Origin of the sequence: Xanthomonas sp. CFBP 8151 (assembly GCF_011761885.1) — a bacterium.
Taxonomy (GTDB): Bacteria; Pseudomonadota; Gammaproteobacteria; order Xanthomonadales; family Xanthomonadaceae; genus Xanthomonas; species Xanthomonas arboricola_B.
In genome coordinates this window covers 463,480-484,467 of the sequence record NZ_JAASQZ010000001.1, presented here as the reverse complement: position 1 = coordinate 484,467, position 20,988 = coordinate 463,480, and the positions used below count along the sequence as shown (strand labels likewise).

The 20,988-nt window shown below is 64.9% G+C and carries 14 protein-coding genes; 8 read left to right on the top strand and 6 right to left on the bottom strand.

The window, feature by feature from the left end; genetic code table 11:
- The first annotated feature begins 251 nt into the window (after positions 1-251).
- Both FHT08_RS02105 and FHT08_RS02100 read left to right on the top strand, forming a co-directional pair.
- Positions 252-3,023 (top strand): TonB-dependent receptor, encoded by a 2,772-nt coding sequence (locus tag FHT08_RS02105; protein ID WP_104605201.1) that lies wholly within the window; start codon positions 252-254, stop codon positions 3,021-3,023.
- Between the two features lie 347 nt (positions 3,024-3,370).
- Entirely contained in the window at positions 3,371-5,308 is a 1,938-nt protein-coding gene (locus FHT08_RS02100) for a prolyl oligopeptidase family serine peptidase (protein WP_243848927.1), read from the top strand.
- A gap of 9 nt (positions 5,309-5,317) precedes the next feature.
- On the opposite strand, the gene FHT08_RS02095 is transcribed toward FHT08_RS02100, so the two are convergent.
- On the bottom strand, positions 5,318-7,156 hold the full coding sequence (locus FHT08_RS02095) for a methyl-accepting chemotaxis protein (protein WP_166774152.1): 1,839 nt from the start codon (positions 7,154-7,156) through the stop codon (positions 5,318-5,320).
- An 87-nt stretch (positions 7,157-7,243) separates the two neighbouring features.
- Positions 7,244-8,953, bottom strand: a complete 1,710-nt coding sequence (gene ggt, locus FHT08_RS02090; protein WP_166774151.1) for a gamma-glutamyltransferase — start codon at positions 8,951-8,953, stop codon at positions 7,244-7,246.
- A gap of 471 nt (positions 8,954-9,424) precedes the next feature.
- Here ggt and FHT08_RS20120 point away from each other — a divergent pair, with 471 nt between their 5' ends.
- The 6 genes from FHT08_RS20120 to FHT08_RS02065 all read left to right on the top strand — a co-directional run bounded on the left by FHT08_RS20120 (position 9,425) and on the right by FHT08_RS02065 (position 15,355).
- Positions 9,425-9,559: a hypothetical protein gene (locus FHT08_RS20120; protein WP_258077176.1), complete on the top strand. Its 135-nt coding sequence runs from the start codon at positions 9,425-9,427 to the stop codon at positions 9,557-9,559.
- A gap of 36 nt (positions 9,560-9,595) precedes the next feature.
- Positions 9,596-10,597, top strand: coding sequence for a ketol-acid reductoisomerase (ilvC, locus tag FHT08_RS02085; RefSeq protein WP_104645129.1), 1,002 nt, complete (start codon positions 9,596-9,598; stop codon positions 10,595-10,597).
- Between the two features lie 42 nt (positions 10,598-10,639).
- Positions 10,640-12,361 (top strand): acetolactate synthase 2 catalytic subunit, encoded by a 1,722-nt coding sequence (ilvG, locus tag FHT08_RS02080; RefSeq protein WP_166774150.1) that lies wholly within the window; start codon positions 10,640-10,642, stop codon positions 12,359-12,361.
- Positions 12,345-12,602 (top strand): ACT domain-containing protein, encoded by a 258-nt coding sequence (locus FHT08_RS02075; RefSeq protein WP_104605111.1) that lies wholly within the window; start codon positions 12,345-12,347, stop codon positions 12,600-12,602. Before ilvG ends, FHT08_RS02075 begins: the two co-directional genes overlap by 17 nt.
- A 75-nt stretch (positions 12,603-12,677) precedes the next feature.
- On the top strand, positions 12,678-13,796 hold the full coding sequence (locus FHT08_RS02070) for a threonine dehydratase (protein ID WP_104645131.1): 1,119 nt from the start codon (positions 12,678-12,680) through the stop codon (positions 13,794-13,796).
- Positions 13,793-15,355: a 2-isopropylmalate synthase gene (locus FHT08_RS02065; protein ID WP_104645132.1), complete on the top strand. Its 1,563-nt coding sequence runs from the start codon at positions 13,793-13,795 to the stop codon at positions 15,353-15,355. The genes FHT08_RS02070 and FHT08_RS02065 overlap by 4 nt, the downstream gene beginning before the upstream one ends.
- A 1,469-nt stretch (positions 15,356-16,824) precedes the next feature.
- On the opposite strand, the gene leuB is transcribed toward FHT08_RS02065, so the two are convergent.
- The 4 genes from leuB to leuC all read right to left on the bottom strand — a co-directional run bounded on the left by leuB (position 16,825) and on the right by leuC (position 20,879).
- Complete coding sequence (gene leuB / locus FHT08_RS02060; protein WP_104645133.1) at positions 16,825-17,898, bottom strand: 3-isopropylmalate dehydrogenase; 1,074 nt, start codon at positions 17,896-17,898, stop codon at positions 16,825-16,827.
- 37 nt (positions 17,899-17,935) lie between these two features.
- Positions 17,936-18,724 (bottom strand): class I SAM-dependent methyltransferase, encoded by a 789-nt coding sequence (locus tag FHT08_RS02055; RefSeq protein ID WP_166774149.1) that lies wholly within the window; start codon positions 18,722-18,724, stop codon positions 17,936-17,938.
- Positions 18,721-19,368 (bottom strand): 3-isopropylmalate dehydratase small subunit, encoded by a 648-nt coding sequence (gene leuD / locus FHT08_RS02050; protein ID WP_166774148.1) that lies wholly within the window; start codon positions 19,366-19,368, stop codon positions 18,721-18,723. Before leuD ends, FHT08_RS02055 begins: the two co-directional genes overlap by 4 nt.
- A gap of 71 nt (positions 19,369-19,439) precedes the next feature.
- Positions 19,440-20,879: a 3-isopropylmalate dehydratase large subunit gene (leuC, locus tag FHT08_RS02045; RefSeq protein ID WP_104645134.1), complete on the bottom strand. Its 1,440-nt coding sequence runs from the start codon at positions 20,877-20,879 to the stop codon at positions 19,440-19,442.
- Between the last annotated feature and the right edge of the window lie 109 nt (positions 20,880-20,988).

Below are 20,988 nucleotides of genomic sequence, written 5' to 3'. Positions count from 1 at the left end.
GTCAGGAACGCACACGCGCAACGTCGCGCCGGCATTGCATGGCGCGTCCACGCACTGCGCGCGTCACACCGCGACAGGACGCCGTCTGGTGAAAAACGGCGGCGAAATCCGCTCGTTAAATTCCCGCTAAGCCTACGTGTCGTGCCGATGAAATTGCATGCATGCAGGTGCCATCCAACGGGGATCGCGCTGTCGCTCCTCCTCTACCGGGAATCGCCGTACACATGACTATGCTCCCGCTCCACCCGACCCTGCGTCGGGGCTCGCTCGCGATCGCCATCGGCCTGTGCATCACCACCAGTGCTGTCGCTCAGGAACAGACCGACAAGAGTCCGACCAATCTGGACAAGATCGAAGTCACCGGCTCACGCATCCGCTCGGTCGATGTGGAAAATTCGCAACCGGTGCTGGTGCTCACGCGCCAGGACATCGAAAAGCAGGGCCTGACCTCGGTGGCCGATGTGCTCAAGCGCATCCCCTCCAACGGCGCAACGATGAACTCCACCGTCAACAACGGCGGCGACGGCTCGGCCACGGTGAGCCTGCGCAACCTGGGCGCCTCACGCACCCTGGTGCTGGTCAATGGGCGGCGCTGGGTGTCGGGCCTGTCCGGCTCGGTGGATCTCAACACCATTCCGTCGGCCATCGTGGAGCGCGTGGAAGTGCTCAAGGACGGCGCCTCGTCGATCTATGGCTCCGATGCCATTGCCGGTGTGGTCAACATCATCACCCGTTCCGATTTCGATGGTGCCGAGGTCAACGCCTACGTCGGCCAGTACGGCCAAGGCGACGGTCAACGCACCTCGTTCGATGCCACCGTGGGCGCCACCAGCGAGCGCGGCAACCTGGTGATCGGGCTGTCCAGCGTCAAGGAAGATGCGGTGATGGCAGGCGACCGCGAGATCTCGGCCGAGCCGGTGTATGGCGCAGGGTCGTCGGCCTACAGCAGCTACTCGGCGAGCGGCCGTCTGCGTGCAAATGGCAACAGCGGTGCCTGGACCGTGTTGCCCGGGAGCGCAACGGCCAGCGGCGACAGCAATTATCCGCGCTACGGCCTGGACCAGTACACCGCCTTCAATACCTCCGAATACGGCTACAACTACGCCAAGGACAATTACCTGGTCACGCCGCAAAAGCGCGATGCCTTGTACGTGCAAGGCAACTACGCACTCACCGACAACGTGCGCTTCAAGTTCGACGGGCTGTACAACCGCCGCCAATCGTCGCAGCAACTGGCCGGCTTTCCACTGGCCTCGGTCAACACCGGCATCCTGATGAGCGGGGACAGCTACTACAACCCGTACAACAGCGCCTACGGCGGCGACGGGCGCGATGTGGGTTGGTCGCATCGGTTGACCGAATTCGCGCGCACCTACCAGCAGGACGTCAAGACCTCGCACGTGTACACCGGGCTGGAAGGCGACTTCCAGTTTGCGGACAGGCAGTTCAGTTGGGATGTGGGCTTTGCGCACAATCAGACCGACCAGACCGAAACCCAGTACGGCGATGTCAACTTGCTCAACCTGGGCAATGCGCTCGGTGCATCCGCCATCGTCAATGGCACCCTGTCGTGCCTGGACAGCGGCGGCGCCGTCATTGCCGGCTGCGTGCCGTTCAATCCTCTGTCGCCGGCCGGTGGCGTGACCCAGGAAATGCTGGACTACATCCTGTTCACCGCGCACAACACCTACCAGTACAAGAACAGCAGTTTCACCGCCAACCTCACCGGCGATCTGTTCGAGCTTCCCGCCGGCTGGATGAGCTTTGCCGCCGGTGTCGAACATCGCGAAGAAAGCGGCTTCTCTTCGCCGGATGCCTTGATTTCGGCCGGTTACACCTCGGGCAATTCGTTCACCCCGACCTCCGGCTCGTACACGCTCAACGACTACTACACCGAGGTGGCGATTCCGCTGCTGAAGGATGTGGCCGGTGCGCAGTTGCTGGAATTGAGCGCAGCAGTGCGTTACTCGGACTACAACACCTTCGGCAGCACCACCAACAGCAAGTTCGGCTTCAAGTGGAAGCCGGTCGCCGATCTGTTGATCCGTGGCAACTACGCCACCGGCTTCCGCGCGCCATCGATCGAAGACCTGTACCTGGGCGCATCGGACAGCTTCGATACCTACTCCGACCCCTGCTCGACCAACAGCACCTCCTACACCAGCGCGATTGCCGCGGCATGCGCAGCCGGCGGCGTGCCGGCCAATTACGTGGCCGAGTACAACAGCGCCAGCGGCAACTCCGGCCAGACCATCTATCCGTTCACCTACACCAGCAACGCCAATCTGCAACCGGAAAAATCCAAGAACGCCACGCTCGGTTTCGTTTATAGCCCCGCCTCGGTGCAAGGCCTGGACGTGTCGCTGGACTGGTGGAAGATCAAGATCACCGACGCGATCACTGAATTCAGCGCCAACCAGATCCTGTCGCAGTGTTACCAGTTCAATGTCTCGGCGTTCTGCGACCTGGTCACGCGCGATGCCACCGGCACCATCACCGGCCTGGTGATCCAGCCAGTGAACGTCGGCGAGCAACGCATGCAGGGCTACGATTTCACCGCGCGTTACAAGCTGCCGCAGACCGCGATCGGCCAGTTCATGCTGACGCTGGATTCGACCTACGTGGCCGTCAACGAACAGAAGCAGGACGACAATTCGGCGTGGGAAAGCTACAACGGCATCTACCACACCAATAACCCGAACTGGCGCACGCGCGGCACGTTCACCCTGGACTGGAGCTACGGCAACCTGGCCGCCAACTGGGCCGTGCGCTACTACTCGGGCATGAAGGACTACGACTCGGAGCTGGACGACACCGGCAACTATCGCCACGTCGCGGCGACTGCGTTCAACGATATGCAGGTGTCTTACCAGCTGCCGTGGAAGGCGACCGTGCGCGTGGGTCTGAACAACGTCTTCGACCGCGACCCGCCGGTGGCCCTCAGCGCCTCTGCCAACTCGTTCGATTCGGCCTATGCCATCCCGGGACGCTACAGCTACCTGCAGTACACCCAGCGCTTCTGATCGCGGCCCCTGAATCGCCGGTCCGCTGCCTGGACACGCCGGTTGTCACAACGACCTCCTTCGGGAGGTCGTTGTGCATGTGCCAGGGCTGACACGCAACCGGTCGGCTGGCACGCAGCACGCCAGCGGCGCCATGCGGGGACATTTCCACGGCACATCGCAGCGCTAGCCTGCAGTCACTACAACAAGAAACCTGCTCTCTCTCCCTGCCGCCGATCTTCGGCGGCTTTTTTTTTGGTAAACCCACTTGCCACATCCATTGCCACTTCGTTATCTTTCTGTGAAACAGGGGATGGACGATGCAGATGCAGGGGATGCACCGGTTTGGTTGGACAGCAGTGCTGCTGATGATGGGGTTGTTTTCAGGGACCGCACAGGCCGCCTCCACGCCGCCTGCAGAGGCCTTCGTCGAGTCCGGTCCGATCTCCTCGCCGGCGATGTCACCCGATGGAAAGCATCTGGCGGTCAGTGCGGATCTGGGCGATGGCAACTACGCGCTGGTGGTTTACCGCATCGCCGGCATGCAATCCACCACGATGCTGCGCTTGCCGCGCTATGAGTTGCCGGTGCGCATCGCCTGGGTCAGCGACCGCCGGCTGGTGATCGGCAAGGGGCGCAAACTCGGCTCGCTGGAAGAGCCCATGCCGATGGGCGAGATCATCGCCACCGACCTGGATGGCAGCAATCAGCGCTATGTGTATGGCTACCTGCAAAGCACCCGCAATGCGGGTCTGGAGCGCGGATTCGGCTATATCGAGGGCCTGCCGAGTCGCCGCAACGGCCATTTCTACATGCGGCGTCTGTCGCTGGATTCGCGCCACTCGATGCTCTACGACGTCGACGCCAACACCACCACCCATCGCCTGATGGCCGACATCGACGTCCCCGATCTGCGGTTCGTACTGGACCACGATGGCGTGGCGCAATACGCATACGGCAGCGACGACAACGATAACCCGTTGCTGTTCCGCCGATCGGGCAACGGCTGGTCGTCGATGACCCAGGTCCAGGCCAGCTGGCGACCGATCGCATTTGCACGCCAACCAGGTCGCCTGTATGGCTGGTACAGCGAGGCGGGCGGCCCTGCAGTCCTGGTGGCCACCGATCCCGACGGCCAGCAGCGCAGCGTGCTCGCGTCCGACCCGTTCTACAGCGTGGACGATCTGCAGTGGGGCACGGCGCAGCAAACGCCATTTGCTGCGCGACTTGGACCGGGGCGGCCGACACTGCGCTATGTCGAGCAGGACACTGCCGAAGCGCAGCTGCACCGGAGCTTGAGCCAGACCCTGGCCGGCCAGTACGTGGACTTCATCAATTTCACCGAGGACGGCAACAGCCTGCTGCTCAGGGCCTACAGCGACCGCGATGCCGGGGCCTGGTACATCTTCGACCGGCCGAGCAATACGCTGAAACTTGTCATCAAGGCACGCAGTGCATTGCAGGCGGCGCAGATGAGCGAGCGTCGCATGGTGACCTTTCAGGCCAGCGACGGGTTGATCCTGGACGGTGTGCTCACCGTCCCCGGCACCGCTGCAAACGGGATGCGGTTGCCGATGATTCTGCTGCCGCACGGCGGCCCGCATGCAGATGGGGATGGCTGGGCCTTCGATACCGACGCCCAGTTCCTGGCCAGCCGCGGGTATCTGGTACTGCAGGTCAACTATCGCGGCGGACTGGGTCGTGGCAACCGGTTCGAACGCGCCGGGTATCGCCAGTGGGGCGAGCGTATCCAGGAGGATCTGATCGACGGCGTTCGCTGGGCGGTGGACCAGGGACTCGCCGATCAGACGCGCATCTGCAGCTATGGCGCCAGCTTCGGCGCGTATGCCGCCATGATGGTGCAGGTCAAGGCGCCGGAATTGTTCCGCTGCACGGTCGGCGTAGCCGGCATCTACGATCTGCAGATGATGTACAGCAAGGGCGACATCAATCGCAGCGACTACGGCCTGAATTATCTGGAGCGCGCCATCGGCCGCGATACCGCCGAACTGGCCGCGCATTCCCCGGTGATGTTGGCCGACCGCATCAAGGTGCCGGTGCTGCTCGTGCACGGCGAAGAGGACGAACGAGCCCCGTTTGCCCAGGCCAAGAGTCTGCGTGCGGCATTGACGCGCAGCGGCAACGCGCCGCAGTGGATGGCCGTTCCCAAGGAAGGGCACGGCTTCTACAAGGAAGCCAATCAAGTGACGTTCTATCGCACCCTCGAACGCTTTCTTGCCGAGCAGTTGGGGGGCACCACTGCGGCGGCGGCGCCCAGTGCCGTCTCCGCAGCGACGCCGCATTAACGACGCAAGCTACTCCAGCGTATAGCCCACTCGCAAACCGCCCCAGTGCTTGCCGCCGACATAGATCGGGGCCGACAGGTCGAACATGATCTGCCCGGTATCGCGGCGGTAGACCTGCAGGCGATACGGGTCGGTATGCGCGCCCACGCTACGGCCGACGCGGTCGGTAAACTTGCGCTTGGTGCGATTGCCGACCAGATCGCGCTTGGGATCGCCGGTCAGCGGCTGGCTGAAACGCAGGTTATGCGTGGGCACATAGCCGTCGGGATTGGCGCAGATGGCGAACACGATCCACGGATGCGCATCCAGCAGCGGCTCCTGCAAGGCCGGCAACACCTCGTCGCAAAGCGCATCGAAGTCGGTGCTGAACTTGGCAGGCTCCACGCCGGCAATCGGCGTGTAGCTGCGCGCGAACAGCGCCGCTTCGTCGATCTGGCCGCGTGCGATGGCCTGCGCCAGGGCAGTGCCGATGCGAGCGGCGGTCGCCACGGCGAGTTCCTTGACGCGCGCGTGCCTGGGCACTTTCAGCGGGTCGGCCGGCAGACGGAACAGGCCCACGCAATCGCGCAGCGTCTCGGTGCCGCGCTCCAGCGCTTCGCTACGTTCGGCCACATGCGCAGCATGCTGCAGGTTGCTGCGGCCCAGCGCCACCACGCCATCGACGGCACTTTCGATGCCGCGAATCTCGCCGTCCTGCGCCTGGATACGTCCGGCCACCGTGGTCATGGCGCTGCTGGCCTGGCCGAGCACGCGGGTGATGCCATCGAGCACCACCTCGGTGCCGCGCGCGGAGGCCGCGCCCTCGCCCACCGCGGCGCTGGTTTCGGCCAGGATCGTGCGCACGTCGCGCGCTGCCGCGGCCGCCCGTTCGGCCAGGCGGCGGATCTCGGTGGCGACGACCGCAAATCCGCGCCCGGCATCGCCGGCATGCGCAGCTTCGATGCTGGCGTTGATCGACAGGATGTTGGTCTGGAACGCCACCGAGTCGATGACTTCGATGACCTCGCCGGCGCGCGCGGCGCGGCGCTCCACTTCGTGCATGGCCTGGCCCAGCGCATGTGCGGCGGCGACGCCCTGACGTGCGCTTTCGTCGGCACTGGCGGCCAGCGCAATCACCTGAGCCAGGTCGGCATTGACGTCCTGCAAGCTCGAAGAGAGCCGCTCCACCGCCGTGCGGGCGCCATCCAGCGCGTCGGTCTGCGCCTGCGACTGGCGCACCATCTCGTCGTTCTCGGCCACAAGCGGCGGTACTTCGGCGGCGATCTGCACCGACAACGCCACTGCCTGCCGGATCGCCTCGGCCAGGTTGCCGAAGCCCGACTGCAGCCGGCGCCCCATGCAGGTCTCCGCCAGACCGGGCGGCAGCAACAGTTCCAGCTCGCAACCGGCCAGCGCCTGGGCAGTGCGCTCCAGCACGGTGCGGTCCTCGTGTTCGGCCTGCAGGCGCGCCACCAGCGGCTGCAGCAGCGGCGAGATCGGCACCGGCCGGCTGTCTTCGGCCAGACGGGTGGCCTCACGCAGCAGGATCGCGGTTTCCACATGCGGCAGCGACAGCATCCAGCCACCGTGCTCGCGGTCGCGCACATAACGCACGCGCCGGGCCGGGTCGTCCCCTGCGGCGGCCCATACGCCATCTTCGCCGACCAGATCGGCTGCACTCAATCCCCACAACACCGACGCCGACGCGCCTTGCAGCTCGCCGGCGGTCTTGCCCAGGACGTCCAGGCCTGCGCGGTTGCAGGCCACCACGCAGGCCTCGGCTGATAGCCGCAGCAGGGCGACCGGTGCATCGGGGAGCAGCGCCGCATGCGTTTGCGACGGCCGATCGGGCTGTTGCATCGAGTTCATGGCAATTCCTAATCCATCACCATCATTAGCGGCGCGCTGCGACTGCAATTGAGCCGCACCACGCACCCACAAGCGATTGCTCAGTCATCAGTAACCGGCAGCCTGACCGTCCTTGCGGCTTTCCGAAGCGCCGTAATACACCCCGCTGGCCGGGTCGCGCGCGATCGCCTGGTACCCGCCATAGGGGCCATCGGCAAAGATCACCCGGTGGCCTTTGCGCATCAGCGCGCGGATGGTGTCGTAGGAGAAGCCGGTTTCCAGGTTGACCTCGCCACCATCGCTCATCGCGGTGGCCTGGCCGGTCGGTTCGGTGGACCCTTCATGCTGGATGCGTGGCGCGTCGCCAGCCTCCTGCAGATTCATATGGAAGTCCACCAGGTTCATCAGGATCTGCACGTGCCCCTGCGGCTGCATCGCCCCGCCCATCACCCCGAAGCTCAGCCACGGCTTGCCGTCTTTGGTGACGAAGGCGGGAATGATGGTCTGGAACGGCCGCTTGCCCGGCGCGTAGCCGTTGGGGTGATCCTTTTTCAGCACGAACATCTCGCCGCGGTCCTGCAGGATGAAGCCCAACCCCGGCGGGGCCATGCCGCTGCCCATGCCGCGGTAATTGGACTGGATCAACGACACCATCATGCCGTCGGCATCGGCGACGGTCATGTAGATGGTGTCGCCTTCTTCCAGCTGCTTTGGCGTGCCCGGCTGCACTTCCTTGAGCGCCTTGTCCATGGAGATCAGCGCGCGACGCTGCGCGGCGTAGTCCTTGGAAATCAGCCTGGCCAGCGGCGCCGGCTGGAACGCCGGGTCGGCATAGAAGCGCGCGCGGTCGGCGAAGGCCAGCTTCTTGGCTTCGGTGAACAGGTGCACGTGCTCGGCCGAGCCATACGGGATCTTGGAGAAATCGTAGCCCTCCAGGATATTGAGCATCTGCAGCGCGGCGATGCCCTGACTGTTGGGCGGCAACTCCCAGACATCAAAGCCACGGTAGTTGGTGGACACCGGCTCCACCCATTCGCCGGTGTGGCTGGCCAGATCCTCGTAACTCAGGTAGCCGCCATTGGCCTTGAAATAGGCGCCGATGGTGCGGGCGATGTCGCCCTTGTAGAACGCATCGCGGCCGCCGTCGGCAATCTGCTGCAGGGTGTTGGCAAGGTTCGGGTTCTTCCACAGCTCGCCCTTGCGCGGGGCATGGCCGTCGATGGTGAACTGCTCCTTGAAGCCGGGGTACTGCGACAGGCGCGGCACCGAGCGGTCCCAGTAATAGGCGATGGTCTCGGCCACCGGATGGCCTTCGCGGGCGTAGCGGATCGCCGGGGCCAGGTTCTGCGCCATCGGCTTGCGCCCGAAGCGCCCGTGCAGCGCGAACCAGCCATCCACCGCGCCCGGCACCGATACCGGCAACGGGCCGGTCGGCGGAATGTCCTTCAACCCACGGCGCTGGAACTCGGCCAGGGTCAGCGACCTGGGCGAGCGGCCCGAGCCGTTGTAGCCGTAGAGCTTGCTGGTCTTGGGGTCCCAGACGATGGCGAACAGATCCCCGCCGACGCCATTGCCGGTCGGCTCCATCAGGCCCAGTGCGGCATTGGCGGCAATCGCCGCATCCACTGCCGAGCCGCCGTCCTTCATGACATCTAGCGCGATCTGGGTGGCCAACGGCTGCGAGGTCGCCGCCATCGCATGCGGGGCGATGACTTCCGAGCGGGTGGCGAACGGCTGCCCGGTGATCCGGTCGGCAGCACTGAGGGGCGGCGCGAGCAGCGCCAAGGCAGACACCAACAACACAGGTACGCGACGCATGACAGGAGATCCCCGGACAGCACATGTGAGTTGCCAACCATACCAGCGGGTCGGGCGGTGTCGCTCGGTGAGCACTGCGTGTCAGCACAAATGCCGCGCATTTAGGTGCCCATATCCTCCAACACTGGCCCGCGTCGATCCGGTTTCAACAGCAACCATGCTGCTGCCACGCGGTTTCGCGCGACATAACACCCATTGATGCGGCCGTTTCAGGCGCAAGGGTTGACACCCCACCTGCTGCGATGGTTATCTCAGTCACATGTCGCACCGCCACACCACCTCGAACGCCCCAGTGTCCGCGCCCTTCGGCGCGTCGGCAGCGTCGCTTCTCGTGCTCGTACTTATTACCTCGCCAACCGGTGCGGGACGGGACTTCGTGTAGGCAACAGACACACAAGGCTTCGATCAGACCCCGCACCGGCAACGGCGCGGGGTTTCGCGTTTCAGGGACCACCAAAAGTTTCGAATGACATGAACGACATCACCGACATCGCCACCATCTATCCCACCCGCGCCGACCACTGCGCTGGTGCAATGCCTGCATGGCCGGTGCCGTCGTCCATCCCCGCTTTGCTCGGCCGGCCAGCCTTCGACGCTGCCTGCTGATTCATTTCCCACTGCCAACCCCGCAAGGACTACTCCATGAGCAATGACACCCAACCGAAAATCGCGATCATCGGCTACGGCAGCCAGGGCCGCGCACATGCGCTGAACCTGCGCGATTCCGGCTTCGACGTCACCGTCGGCCTGCGTGCCGGTGGCCCGACCGAGTCCAAGGCCCAGGCCGACGGCTTCACCGTTGTGGCGCCGGCCGAGGCGGTCAAGAGTGCCGACCTGGTCGCGATCCTGACCCCGGACATGGTGCAGAAGAAGCTCTACGAAGAGGTCATCGCCCCGAACATGAAGCAAGGCGCCTGCCTGCTGTTCGCGCATGGCCTGAACGTGCATTTCGACATGATCACCCCGCGTGCCGATCTGGATGTGGTGCTGGTCGCGCCGAAGGGTCCGGGCGCGCTGGTGCGTCGCGAATACGAGATTGGGCGTGGCGTGCCGTGCATCTATGCGGTCCACCAGGACACCAGCGGCAAGGCCGAGCAGTTCGCGCTGACCTACGCCGGCGGTCTGGGCGGCGCGCGCGCCAACATCATCAAGACCACCTTCAAGGAAGAGACCGAGACCGATCTGTTCGGCGAGCAGGCCGTGCTGTGCGGCGGCGCCTCGTCGCTGGTGCAGGCCGGGTTCGAAGTGCTGGTGGAAGCCGGCTATCAGCCGGAAATCGCGTACTACGAAGTGCTGCACGAACTGAAGTTGATCGTGGACCTGTTTTACGAAGGCGGCATCACCCGCATGCTGGAATTCGTGTCCGAAACCGCGCAGTACGGCGATTATGTCAGCGGCCCGCGCGTGATCGACGCCAGCACCAAGGCGCGCATGAAGGACGTGCTGACCGATATCCAGAACGGCACCTTCACCAAGAACTGGGTGGCCGAATACGAAGCCGGCCTGCCGAATTACAACAAGTTCAAGCAGGCCGATCTGGAGCACCCGATCGAGGAAGTGGGCAAGAAGCTGCGCGCCAAGATGGTGTGGCTCAACGGTCAGCAGCAAGCCGCCGCCGCACCTGCGAATCAACAAGCGGCGTAATGCCGCCGCACCCCCACCGCTAACACCGAAGGTCCGCAACGCATGAACACCTCCGCACACAGCACGCCCCGCAACGGCGCGCGCTGGCTGACGCAGGCCCTGGAAGCCGAAGGCGTGGAAACGCTGTTCGGTTATCCGGGCGGCACCATCATGCCGTTCTACGACGCCCTGGTGGATTCCAGGCTCAAGCACATCCTGGTCCGTCACGAACAGGGCGCCGCGCTCGCCGCCAACGGCTACGCCCGTGCCAGCGGCCGGGTCGGCGTGTGCGTGGCCACCTCCGGCCCGGGCGCGTCCAATCTGGTCACCGGCATCGCCGATGCGATGCTCGATTCGGTGCCGATGGTGTGCCTGACCGGCCAGGTCGCCACGCCCCTGCTGGGCACCGATGCGTTCCAGGAACTGGACGTGTTCGGCATGACCATGCCGATCGTCAAGCACAGCTTTTTGGTGCGGTGCGTGGAGGAGCTTCCGGAGATGGTGCGCGAGGCGTTCCGCATCGCGCGCGAGGGACGTCCCGGGCCGGTGTTGATCGACCTGCCCAAGGACGTGCAGATCGCCGACGCCTCGCACCTGCCCGATCATGTGCCGGCGGTAGTGCTGCCGCCTCCGGCCCCGGACGATGCGAAATTGGCGCAGGCCCTGGCGGCCATCGCCAGTGCCGAACGCCCGGTCGTGTACGGCGGTGGCGGCATCGCCTTGGCCGGGGCGGTGGAGGCATTCCGGCACTTTGTCGAAGTCACCGGCATTCCCACCGCGCTGACCTTGCGCGGCCTGGGCGCGTTGCCGCATGCGCATCCGGACTATCTGGGCATGCTGGGCATGCACGGCACCCGTGCGGCCAATATGGCGATCCAGGAATGCGATCTGTTGGTGGTTGTCGGTGCACGCTTCGACGACCGTGCCACCGGCAAGTTGAGCGAATTCGCGCCCTTCGCACGCGTCATCCATCTGGATGCCGATGCGTATGAAATCTCCAAGCTGCGCACGGCCGACATCGCAGTGCCCGGCGATGTGGCAGTCAGTCTGAAGGCATTGAGTGCGGCACGCGGCAATTGCCAGGCATGGCGCACGCGCTGCTTTGCCAACCGCGAGAAGTTCGGCGCGCGTTACGATGCGCCCGGTACCGATATCTACGCACCGGCGCTGCTCAAGCGCCTGAGCGAAGTGGCTCCGGCCGACACCATCATCGCCTGCGATGTGGGTCAGCATCAGATGTGGGTCGCCCAGCATTGCCGCTTCAACGATCCGCGCAATCACCTCACCAGCGGCGCGCTCGGCACGATGGGCTTCGGCCTGCCGGCGGCGATGGGCGCGCAGTTCGCCTGTCCCGACCGCACCGTGGTGCTGGTTTCCGGCGACGGCAGTTTCATGATGAACGTGCAGGAGCTGGTGACGATCGCGCGCTGCAAGCTGCCGGTGAAGATCGTGCTGCTGGACAATAGTTCGCTGGGCATGGTGCGGCAGTGGCAGGAACTGTTCTTCGCCGAGCGTTACAGCGAAATCGATCTGTCCGACAACCCGGATTTTGCGGCCCTGGCGCGGGTCTTCGGCATCCCGGCCAAGCGCATCATCGCGCGCGGCGATGTCGATGCCGCGCTGGCCGAACTGCTGGCACAGCCCGGCCCCGGCCTGCTGCATGTGGCCATCGACGCGCGTGCCAACGTGTGGCCGCTGGTGCCGCCCAACAACGCCAACAGCACCATGCTGGACAGCAATCCCGCACATGCGGCCAAGGAGACATCGCATGCGTTACCGGCTTGATCTGGTGCTGAAGCCGGCCGAAGGCGCATTGGTGCGCGTGCTCGGCATGACCGAGCGACGCGGCTTCCGCCCCTGCGCCATCCAGGGCGCCAGCGCCCCGGACGATGCCGGCCGCTGGCATATGCAACTGGAGGTGGACAGCGCCCGCCCGCCGGAAACGCTGCGCCTGCAGTTGGAGAAGGTGTACGACTGCGAGTCGGTGGTGATCACCGCGCTGGACTCGGTCGAGGTCGCGGCATGAACGCCCAGACCTCACGCGACCATGAAACCGCTGTCCGGAGGTGTCTTCTCCCGGATCGGCCGTGCGCGTGCCGCAATGCCTGATTCCGGCCGCCCCTCCCCGCAGGAGCCAGACGTAGGCGACGTGGCGGTCAGCGTGGCCGACGTGCTGGCTGCGCAGGCACGCTTGCGCAAGTACCTGTCGCCCACGCCACTGCATTACGCCGAACGCTTCGGTGTGTGGTTGAAGCTGGAAAATCTGCAGCGCACCGGTTCCTACAAGGTGCGCGGTGCATTGAACGCCTTGCTGGCGGGGCTGGAACGCGGCGACGAGCGCCCGGTGATCTGCGCCTCGGCCGGCAACCATGCGCAAGGTGTGGCGTGGTCGGCATACCGGCTGGGCGTGCAGGCCATCACGGTGATGCCCTACGGCGCGCCGCAGACCAAGATTGCCGGCGTCGCACACTGGGGCGCCACCGTACGCCAGCACGGCAACAGCTACGACGAGGCGTTTGCGTTCGCGCGCGAGCTGGCCGACCAGAATGGCTACCGTTTTCTGTCTGCCTTCGACGACCCGGATGTAATCGCCGGGCAAGGCACGGTCGGCATCGAACTGGCCGCGCATGCGCCGGACGTGGTGATCGTGCCGATCGGCGGCGGCGGGCTGGCCTCCGGGGTGGCGCTGGCGCTGAAATCGCAAGGCGTGCGCATCGTCGGCGCGCAGGTGGAAGGGGTGGATTCGATGGCGCGCGCCGTACGTGGCGATCTGCGCGAAATCACTCCCGTCCCCACGTTGGCCGACGGCGTGAAGGTCAAGATTCCCGGCTTTCTGACCCGCCGCCTGTGCTCGAGCCTGCTCGACGATGTGGTGATCGTGCGCGAGGCCGAATTACGCGAAACGCTGGTGCGCCTGGCACTGGAAGAACACGTCATCGCCGAGGGCGCTGGCGCGCTGGCACTGGCCGCCGGTCGCCGCGTTGCAGGGAAACGCAAGTGCGCGGTGGTCTCTGGCGGTAATATCGACGCAACTGTTCTGGCCACACTCTTGTCCGAGGTACGGCCGCGGCCGCCACGCAAGCCGCGTCGTCGCAATACCGAGCGACTTCGCAACGAACGCAGCGCCAAGTCACTTCCCGAAACACCCGTTCTTTCCCGCCCATCCGCAGTCGCTCCAACGCCTGTCACCGCCATCGCCGTAGAGGAGTCTTCCTGGTGAACACGACCGTATCCAACCAGACCCCGCGTATCCGAATTTTCGACACCACCCTGCGCGACGGCGAGCAATCCCCCGGCTGCAGCATGACGCCCCAGCAGAAGCTGGTGATGGCGCGCGCGCTGGACGAACTCGGCGTGGACATCATCGAAACCGGTTTCCCGGCCAGTTCGCATTCGGACCGCGAGGCCGTCGCGATGATCGGCCGCGAGCTGCGCCGCCCCACGCTGGCGGTGCTGTCGCGCTGCCTGCAGGCCGACATCGAGACCTCCGCGCGTGCACTGGAGGCGGCCGCCAATCCGCGCCTGCATGTCTTCCTGTCCACCAGCCCGCTGCACCGCGAGCACAAGCTGCGCATGAGCCGCGAGCAGGTGCTGGAGTCGGTGCACAAGCATGTGACGCTGGCGCGCGGCTATATCGACGATGTCGAGTTCTCCGCAGAGGACGCCACCCGCACCGAAGAGGATTTCCTGGCCGAGGTGGCGCGCGTGGCGATCGCCGCCGGTGCCACCACGATCAATCTGCCGGACACGGTGGGCTTCACCACGCCGGAAGAAATCCGCGGCATGTTCTCGCGCCTGATCGCCAGCGTGGAAGGTGCCGACACCGTGATCTTCAGTGCGCACTGCCACAACGATCTGGGCCTGGCGGTGGCCAATTCGCTGGCGGCGATCGAAGGCGGCGCACGGCAGGTCGAATGCACCATCAACGGCATCGGTGAGCGCGCCGGCAACTGCGCACTGGAAGAAATCACCATGGCACTGAAGGTGCGCGGTGCGTTCTACAGCATCGATACCGACATCAACACCCCACGCATCGTCTCCACCTCGCAGTTGCTGCAGCGCCTGGTCGGCATGCCGGTGCAGCGCAACAAGGCGGTGGTCGGCGGCAACGCGTTCGCGCACGAGTCGGGCATCCACCAGCACGGCATGCTGCGCCATCGCGGCACCTACGAAATCATGCGCCCGGAAGACGTGGGCTGGGAGTCCTCGCAGATGGTGCTGGGCCGCCACAGCGGCCGTGCGGCAGTGGAACAGCGCCTGCGCGCCTTGGGGTACCTGCTGGAGGAGGAAGAGGTCAAATTGGTCTTCGAGCAGTTCAAGGCATTGTGCGAAAAACAGCGCGTGGTCACCGACGCGGACCTGCAGGCCTTGATGCAGGACGCCACCGTGCAGGAAGGCTATCGCCTGGCGTCGATGACCATCAGCGATGTCGGCAGCCGTGCCAATGCGCTGGTGGAATTGTCCGATCCGGAAGGCAATCGCGTGGCCGAAACCGCGCAGGGCAATGGCCCGGTAGATGCGCTCTTTGGCGCGCTGGCCTCGGCCACCGGCGTGAAGCTGGAACTGGACAGCTACCAGGTGCACAGCGTGGGCATCGGCGCGGACGCGCGCGGCGAAGCCAGCCTGAGCGTGCGCCACGATGGCGTGGAATACGAAGGCACCGGCACCAGCAAGGACATCATCGAAGCCAGCGCCCTGGCATGGCTGGATGTAGCCAACCGCCTGCTGCGTCAGCGCGAGCGCGGCGTGGTCGCCAGCAAGACTGCTGCGGTGGCGTAACGCCGGTCATTCACTGGACGATGCAAACCAGACGGCCGGCAGAGTGATCTGCCGGCCGTTTTGGTGCTTGGTGTTTCAACTTCTTTGCAAGTGCGTCGGTTTGCTCCCCGCGCCTGTGGGATACCGGCACTGAAAACGGTGCTGCGCCGGTGACCGACCTTGCGCGCGACGTCTCCGGGTTGTGTACGAATGCGTCGGTTTGCTGCGGGCGATTGCACGCGTACCGACACCGGAAACAGAACACGGAACAATCTCGCACACGAGGTCTGCCGGCTTTGTGCGAATGCTCCGGTCTGCTGCGGGCGCTTGCACGCGTGCAGGCGTGGGACACGCCGCAAGTACGTCCATGTAGGCTCTGGCGCGGCATCCATGCCGCTCAAGGTCCAACGCCGGCACCCGCGCAAGCACCACCGGTTGTTGTCGGTTGCGGAAATGCCGAGGGTTTGCGGACCTGTAGGTCCTTCGTAGCGTCCATCCTGGCGCCGTGAGAGCAGATAGATGGCTTACCGATTACGTTAGCCATGGCATCCGCAGGCATCCACACGTGCTTGGAAGCATTGCTTGCCGATCAGCGGTAGCAATCTTGGGAGCGTGGTGCCGCGTCCGGGGGCGGGACCGTGTGGCGGCATGGATGCCGCCACCGAGCCTCCACGGACGGATTCACGGCGTGTCCCGACACCGGATGCGGCGCCGCGCCGCCGACCGACTCCGCACACCGATCGATCTTGCGCACGACATCTGGCGTTTTCATGCGAATGCTCCGGTCTGCTGCGGGCGCTTGCACGCGTGCCGGCGTGGGACACGCCGCAAGTACGTCCGTGTAGGCTCTGGCGCGGCATCCATGCCGCTCAAGGTCCCACGCCGGCACCCGCGCAAGCACCATCAGTTGCTGTCGGTGGCTGAAAGAAATGCAGAGGGCCTGGTGGTCAGCAGGTCTTTCGGAGTGTCACCGTCGCTGGTGACATGACAGCAGATGGATGGCGTACCGATCACGTCGACCAAGAAATCCGCAGGCACAAACGCTTGCTTGAAAGCATTGCTTGCCGATCAACGGTGGCAATGTTGGGAGCGTGGTGTCGCGTCCGGGGGCGGGACCGTGTGGCGGCATGGATGCCGCCACCGAGCCTCCATGGATGGATTCACGGCGTGTCCCGACACCGGATGCGGCGCCGCGCTGCCGACCAACTCCGCACACCGATCGATCTTGCGCACGACATCTGGCGTTTTCATGCGAATGCTCCGGTCTGCTGCGGGCGCTTGCACGCGCGCCGGCGTGGGACACGCCGCAAGTACGTCCGTGTAGGCTCTGGCGCGGCATCCATGCCGCTCAAGGTCCCACACCGGCACCCGCGCAAGCACCACCGGTTGTTGTCGGTTGCGGAAAGAAATGCAGGGGACCTGCTGGTCTGCAGGTCTTTCGGAGTGTCACCGTCGCTGGTGACATGACAGCAGAGGAGAAGCGAGCGCTGTTACAGTGCGGCCACCACTGCATCACCCATTGCCATGGTGCCAACTTTGGTGGTGCCTTCCGACCAGATGTCGGCGGTGCGCAGGCCTTGGTCGAGTACCTTGCCGACCGCTTGTTCGATCGCATCAGCTGCAGCAGATTGCGCAAACGTATAGCGCAACATCATTGCCACCGACAGGATGGTGGCCAATGGATTGGCGATGCCCTTGCCTGCGATGTCCGGCGCCGAGCCATGACATGGCTCGTACATGCCCTTGCTATTGGCATCCAGCGAGGCCGAAGGCAGCATGCCGATCGAACCGGTGAGCATCGACGCCTGGTCGGACAGGATATCGCCGAACATGTTGTCGGTCACGATCACGTCGAACTGCTTGGGCGCGCGCACCAGCTGCATCGCCGCGTTGTCCACGTACATGTGCGACAGCGCGATGTCCGGATAATCCTTGGCCACTTCTTCGACGACGGCACGCCACAACTGGCTCGACGCCAACACATTGGCCTTGTCCACCGAGCACAGCTTTTTGCCGCGCAAACGTGCCATCTCGAAGCCGGCCTTGGCGATGCGGCGGATCTCGCCCTCACTGTATGGCAGCGTGTCGTAGGCCTGACGCTCGCCATTTTCCAGCGTGCGCGTGCCACGCGGCTGACCGAAGTAAATGCCGCCGGTGAGCTCGCGCAGGATCAACAGATCCAACCCGGACACCACCTCCGGCTTGAGCGTGGAGGCGTCGGCCAACTGCGGATACAGCAGTGCCGGACGCAGGTTGGCGAACAACCCAAGCTGCGAGCGGATCTTGAGCAGGCCACGCTCCGGGCGCAACGATGGGTCGATGGTGTCCCATTGCGGTCCACCGACCGCGCCCAGCAGCACCGCGTCGGCAGCGCGTGCCCGCTCCAGCGTTTCGTCGGCCAGCGGGCAGCCGTACTTGTCATAGGCCGCGCCGCCCAGTTCGTCGTACACCAGGCTGAAGCCCAATCCGTGCTGCGCATCAATGCGCATCAGCACCTTGACCGCTTCGGCCATGATCTCCGGGCCAATGCCGTCGCCAGGAAGAATCAGAATCTGCTTGCTCATGCAATCCTCGTGAGTTGGCGCCGTAGCGCCCAAAAAATCAACGTGCTGCCCATACCACCAGCACATCTGTGCTGAAGGAGCCATCGGCCGCAATCTGAAAGTAGTCGCGCACCTCGTCTACCGCTGCGCCCTGCAATGCGCGAATGGCCGCGCGCAACACCTCCGGCGTGCGCATGCGATCTACCCAGCTCAGATAGTCCAGCTGCAGCCGTTGGCAATGATGCCGCTGCACCTGCAAGCCGGCATCACCGAGCGTCTGCAACCACTGCGCAACACTGTAGTCACGCACATGGCTGGTATCGCGCAGCAACTCGATCGCCTGCAGGTGCGTATCCAGCAGCGGCAGGCCAGGCGCCACTACGTCGATGAAGGCCGCAATCCCGCCCGGACGCAGCACGCGCCGCACTTCGCGCAGTGCCTGCCCCAAGTCGCTCCAATGGTGCGCCGAGTAGCGGCTGACCACTGCATCCATGCTGCCGGTCTCGAACGGCAAGCGTTCGGCGGCACCTTGCACCGTGCACACTTGGGTCAGCCCGCGGTCTGCGGCGGTGGCCGCCACGACCTCGAGCATGTCGGCAGACAGATCGTAGGCCACCACCTCGGCCATCAGCGGCGCCAGCTGGAAACTCACATGCCCGGCACCGCAGCCCAGGTCGAGCAGTCGCCCGTTGCGACGATCCTGCAGACCAGCGCGGAGCTCGGCGAACTCGGCGCCTTGCGCATGCACGTCGCTATGCAGATAAGCCTGCGCCTGCGGCCCGAACTGCGCAGCGACATGCTCGCTCAACGCACCCGCATCGGCGGTGGCGGTGGCAACCGCACTCACTGCAGCGCGCCGAACAGCCACGGTTGACGCGCGCGATGGCCTTGCTCGAAGCGACCGATCGCATCGGCGTCCTGCAGGGTCAGGCCGATGTCGTCCAGGCCATTGAGCAGGCAGTGCTTGCGGAATGCGTCGACGTCGAAGCCGTATTCCACGCCATCGGGGCGGCGCACGCGCTGCTCGGCCAGATCCACGGTGAGTTGGTAGCCTTCGGTGGCAATGCACTGCTCGAACAAGGCATCGACTTCTGCTTCGGCCAGCACGATCGGTAGCAGGCCGTTCTTGAAACTGTTGTTGAAGAAGATGTCGGCGAAACTGGGCGCGATTACCGTGCGGAAGCCGTATTCGTCCAGCGCCCACGGCGCGTGCTCGCGCGAGGAGCCGCAGCCGAAGTTCTCGCGTGCCAACAACACGCTGGCGCCCTGATAGCGCGGGAAATTGAGCACGAACTCCGGATTGAGCGGGCGCTGGCTATTGTCGCGGCCGGGCTCGCCGATATCCAGATACCGCCATTCGTCGAACAGGTTCGGCCCGAAACCGGTGCGCTTGATCGACTTGAGGAATTGCTTGGGAATGATCTGGTCGGTATCGACATTGGCGCGATCCAGCGGCGCCACCAGTCCGGTGTGTTGGGTGAAAGGGGTCATCGGGATGCCGGGAATTGGGAGTGGAGAATGGGGAATTGGCAGAGCGGAGACGGGACGGACGTTGCGATTCTCTATTCCCGATTCTCGATTCCCTGCAACGCACGCACATCGACAAAATGCCCGCTGACCGCCGCCGCTGCCGCCATTGCCGGGCTGACCAGATGGGTGCGCCCACCGGCGCCCTGGCGGCCTTCGAAGTTGCGGTTGGAGGTGGAGGCGCAGTGTTCGCCGCTGCCCAGCTTGTCCGGGTTCATCGCCAGACACATCGAGCAGCCCGGCTCGCGCCATTCGAAACCGGCATCCAGAAACACCTTGTCCAGGCCTTCGGCTTCGGCCTGCGCCTTGACCAGACCCGAGCCCGGCACCACCAGCGCCTGCTTGATGGTGGAAGCGACCTTGCGACCCTTGGCCACCGCAGCGGCCGCGCGCAGATCTTCGATGCGCGAGTTGGTGCACGAGCCGATGAACACGCGGTCCAGGCGGATCTCGGTAATCGGCTGATTTGCGCGCAGGCCCATGTACTTCAGCGCGCGCTCGATCGAATCGCGCTTGGTCGGATCCTGTTCGGTTGCCGGGTCCGGCACCTGCCGGTCCACCGCCAGGACCATTTCCGGCGAGGTGCCCCAGCTGACCTGCGGCTTGATGTCTTCGGCGCGCAGCTCCACCACGGTGTCGAAGTGCGCATCCGCATCGGAGACCAGCGTGCGCCACAGCGCGACGGCTGCCTCCCAGTCGGCGCCCTTGGGCGCGAACGGGCGACCTTCGACGTAGGCAATGGTTTGTTCGTCCACCGCCACCATGCCTACGCGCGCGCCGGCTTCGATGGACATGTTGCAGATGGTCATGCGGCCTTCCATCGACAGCGCGCGGATCGCGCTGCCGGCAAATTCCAGCGCGTGGCCATTGCCGCCGGCGGTGCCGATCCTGCCGATCACCGCCAGCACGATGTCCTTGGCGGTCACGCCGAACGGCAGCGTGCCTTCCACGCGCACCTGCATGTTCTTCATCTTCTTGGCGATCAGGCATTGCGTGGCCAGCACGTGCTCGACTTCGGAGGTGCCGATGCCGTGCGCCAGCGCGCCGAACGCGCCATGCGTTGAGGTATGCGAATCGCCGCAGACCACGGTCATGCCCGGCAAGGTGGCGCCTTGCTCGGGGCCAACCACATGCACGATGCCCTGGCGCGCGTCGTTCATCTTGAACTCGAGGATGCCGAAATCGTCGCAGTTCTCGTCCAGGGTCTGCACCTGCAGGCGCGAGACTTCGTCAGAAATCGACTCCAGCCCGCCCTGGCGCTCGGCGCGCGTGGTCGGCACGTTGTGGTCGGGCGTGGCGATATTGGCGTCGATGCGCCACGGCTTGCGCCCGGCCAGGCGCAGGCCTTCGAACGCCTGCGGCGAGGTCACTTCATGCAGGATGTGGCGGTCGATGTAGATCAGCGACGAGCCATCGTCGCGGCGCGTGACCTCGTGCAGGTCCCACAGCTTGTCGTACAGCGTCTTGGCAGTCATTGCGGCGATCCGGTTGGCGGGTGGTGGGAGAATCCACCTGGCTGAAGTCGATGCTAGGAGCTTGCCTTGGATAACACAAATTCATATTGTCTATTCAACAAATGAAATT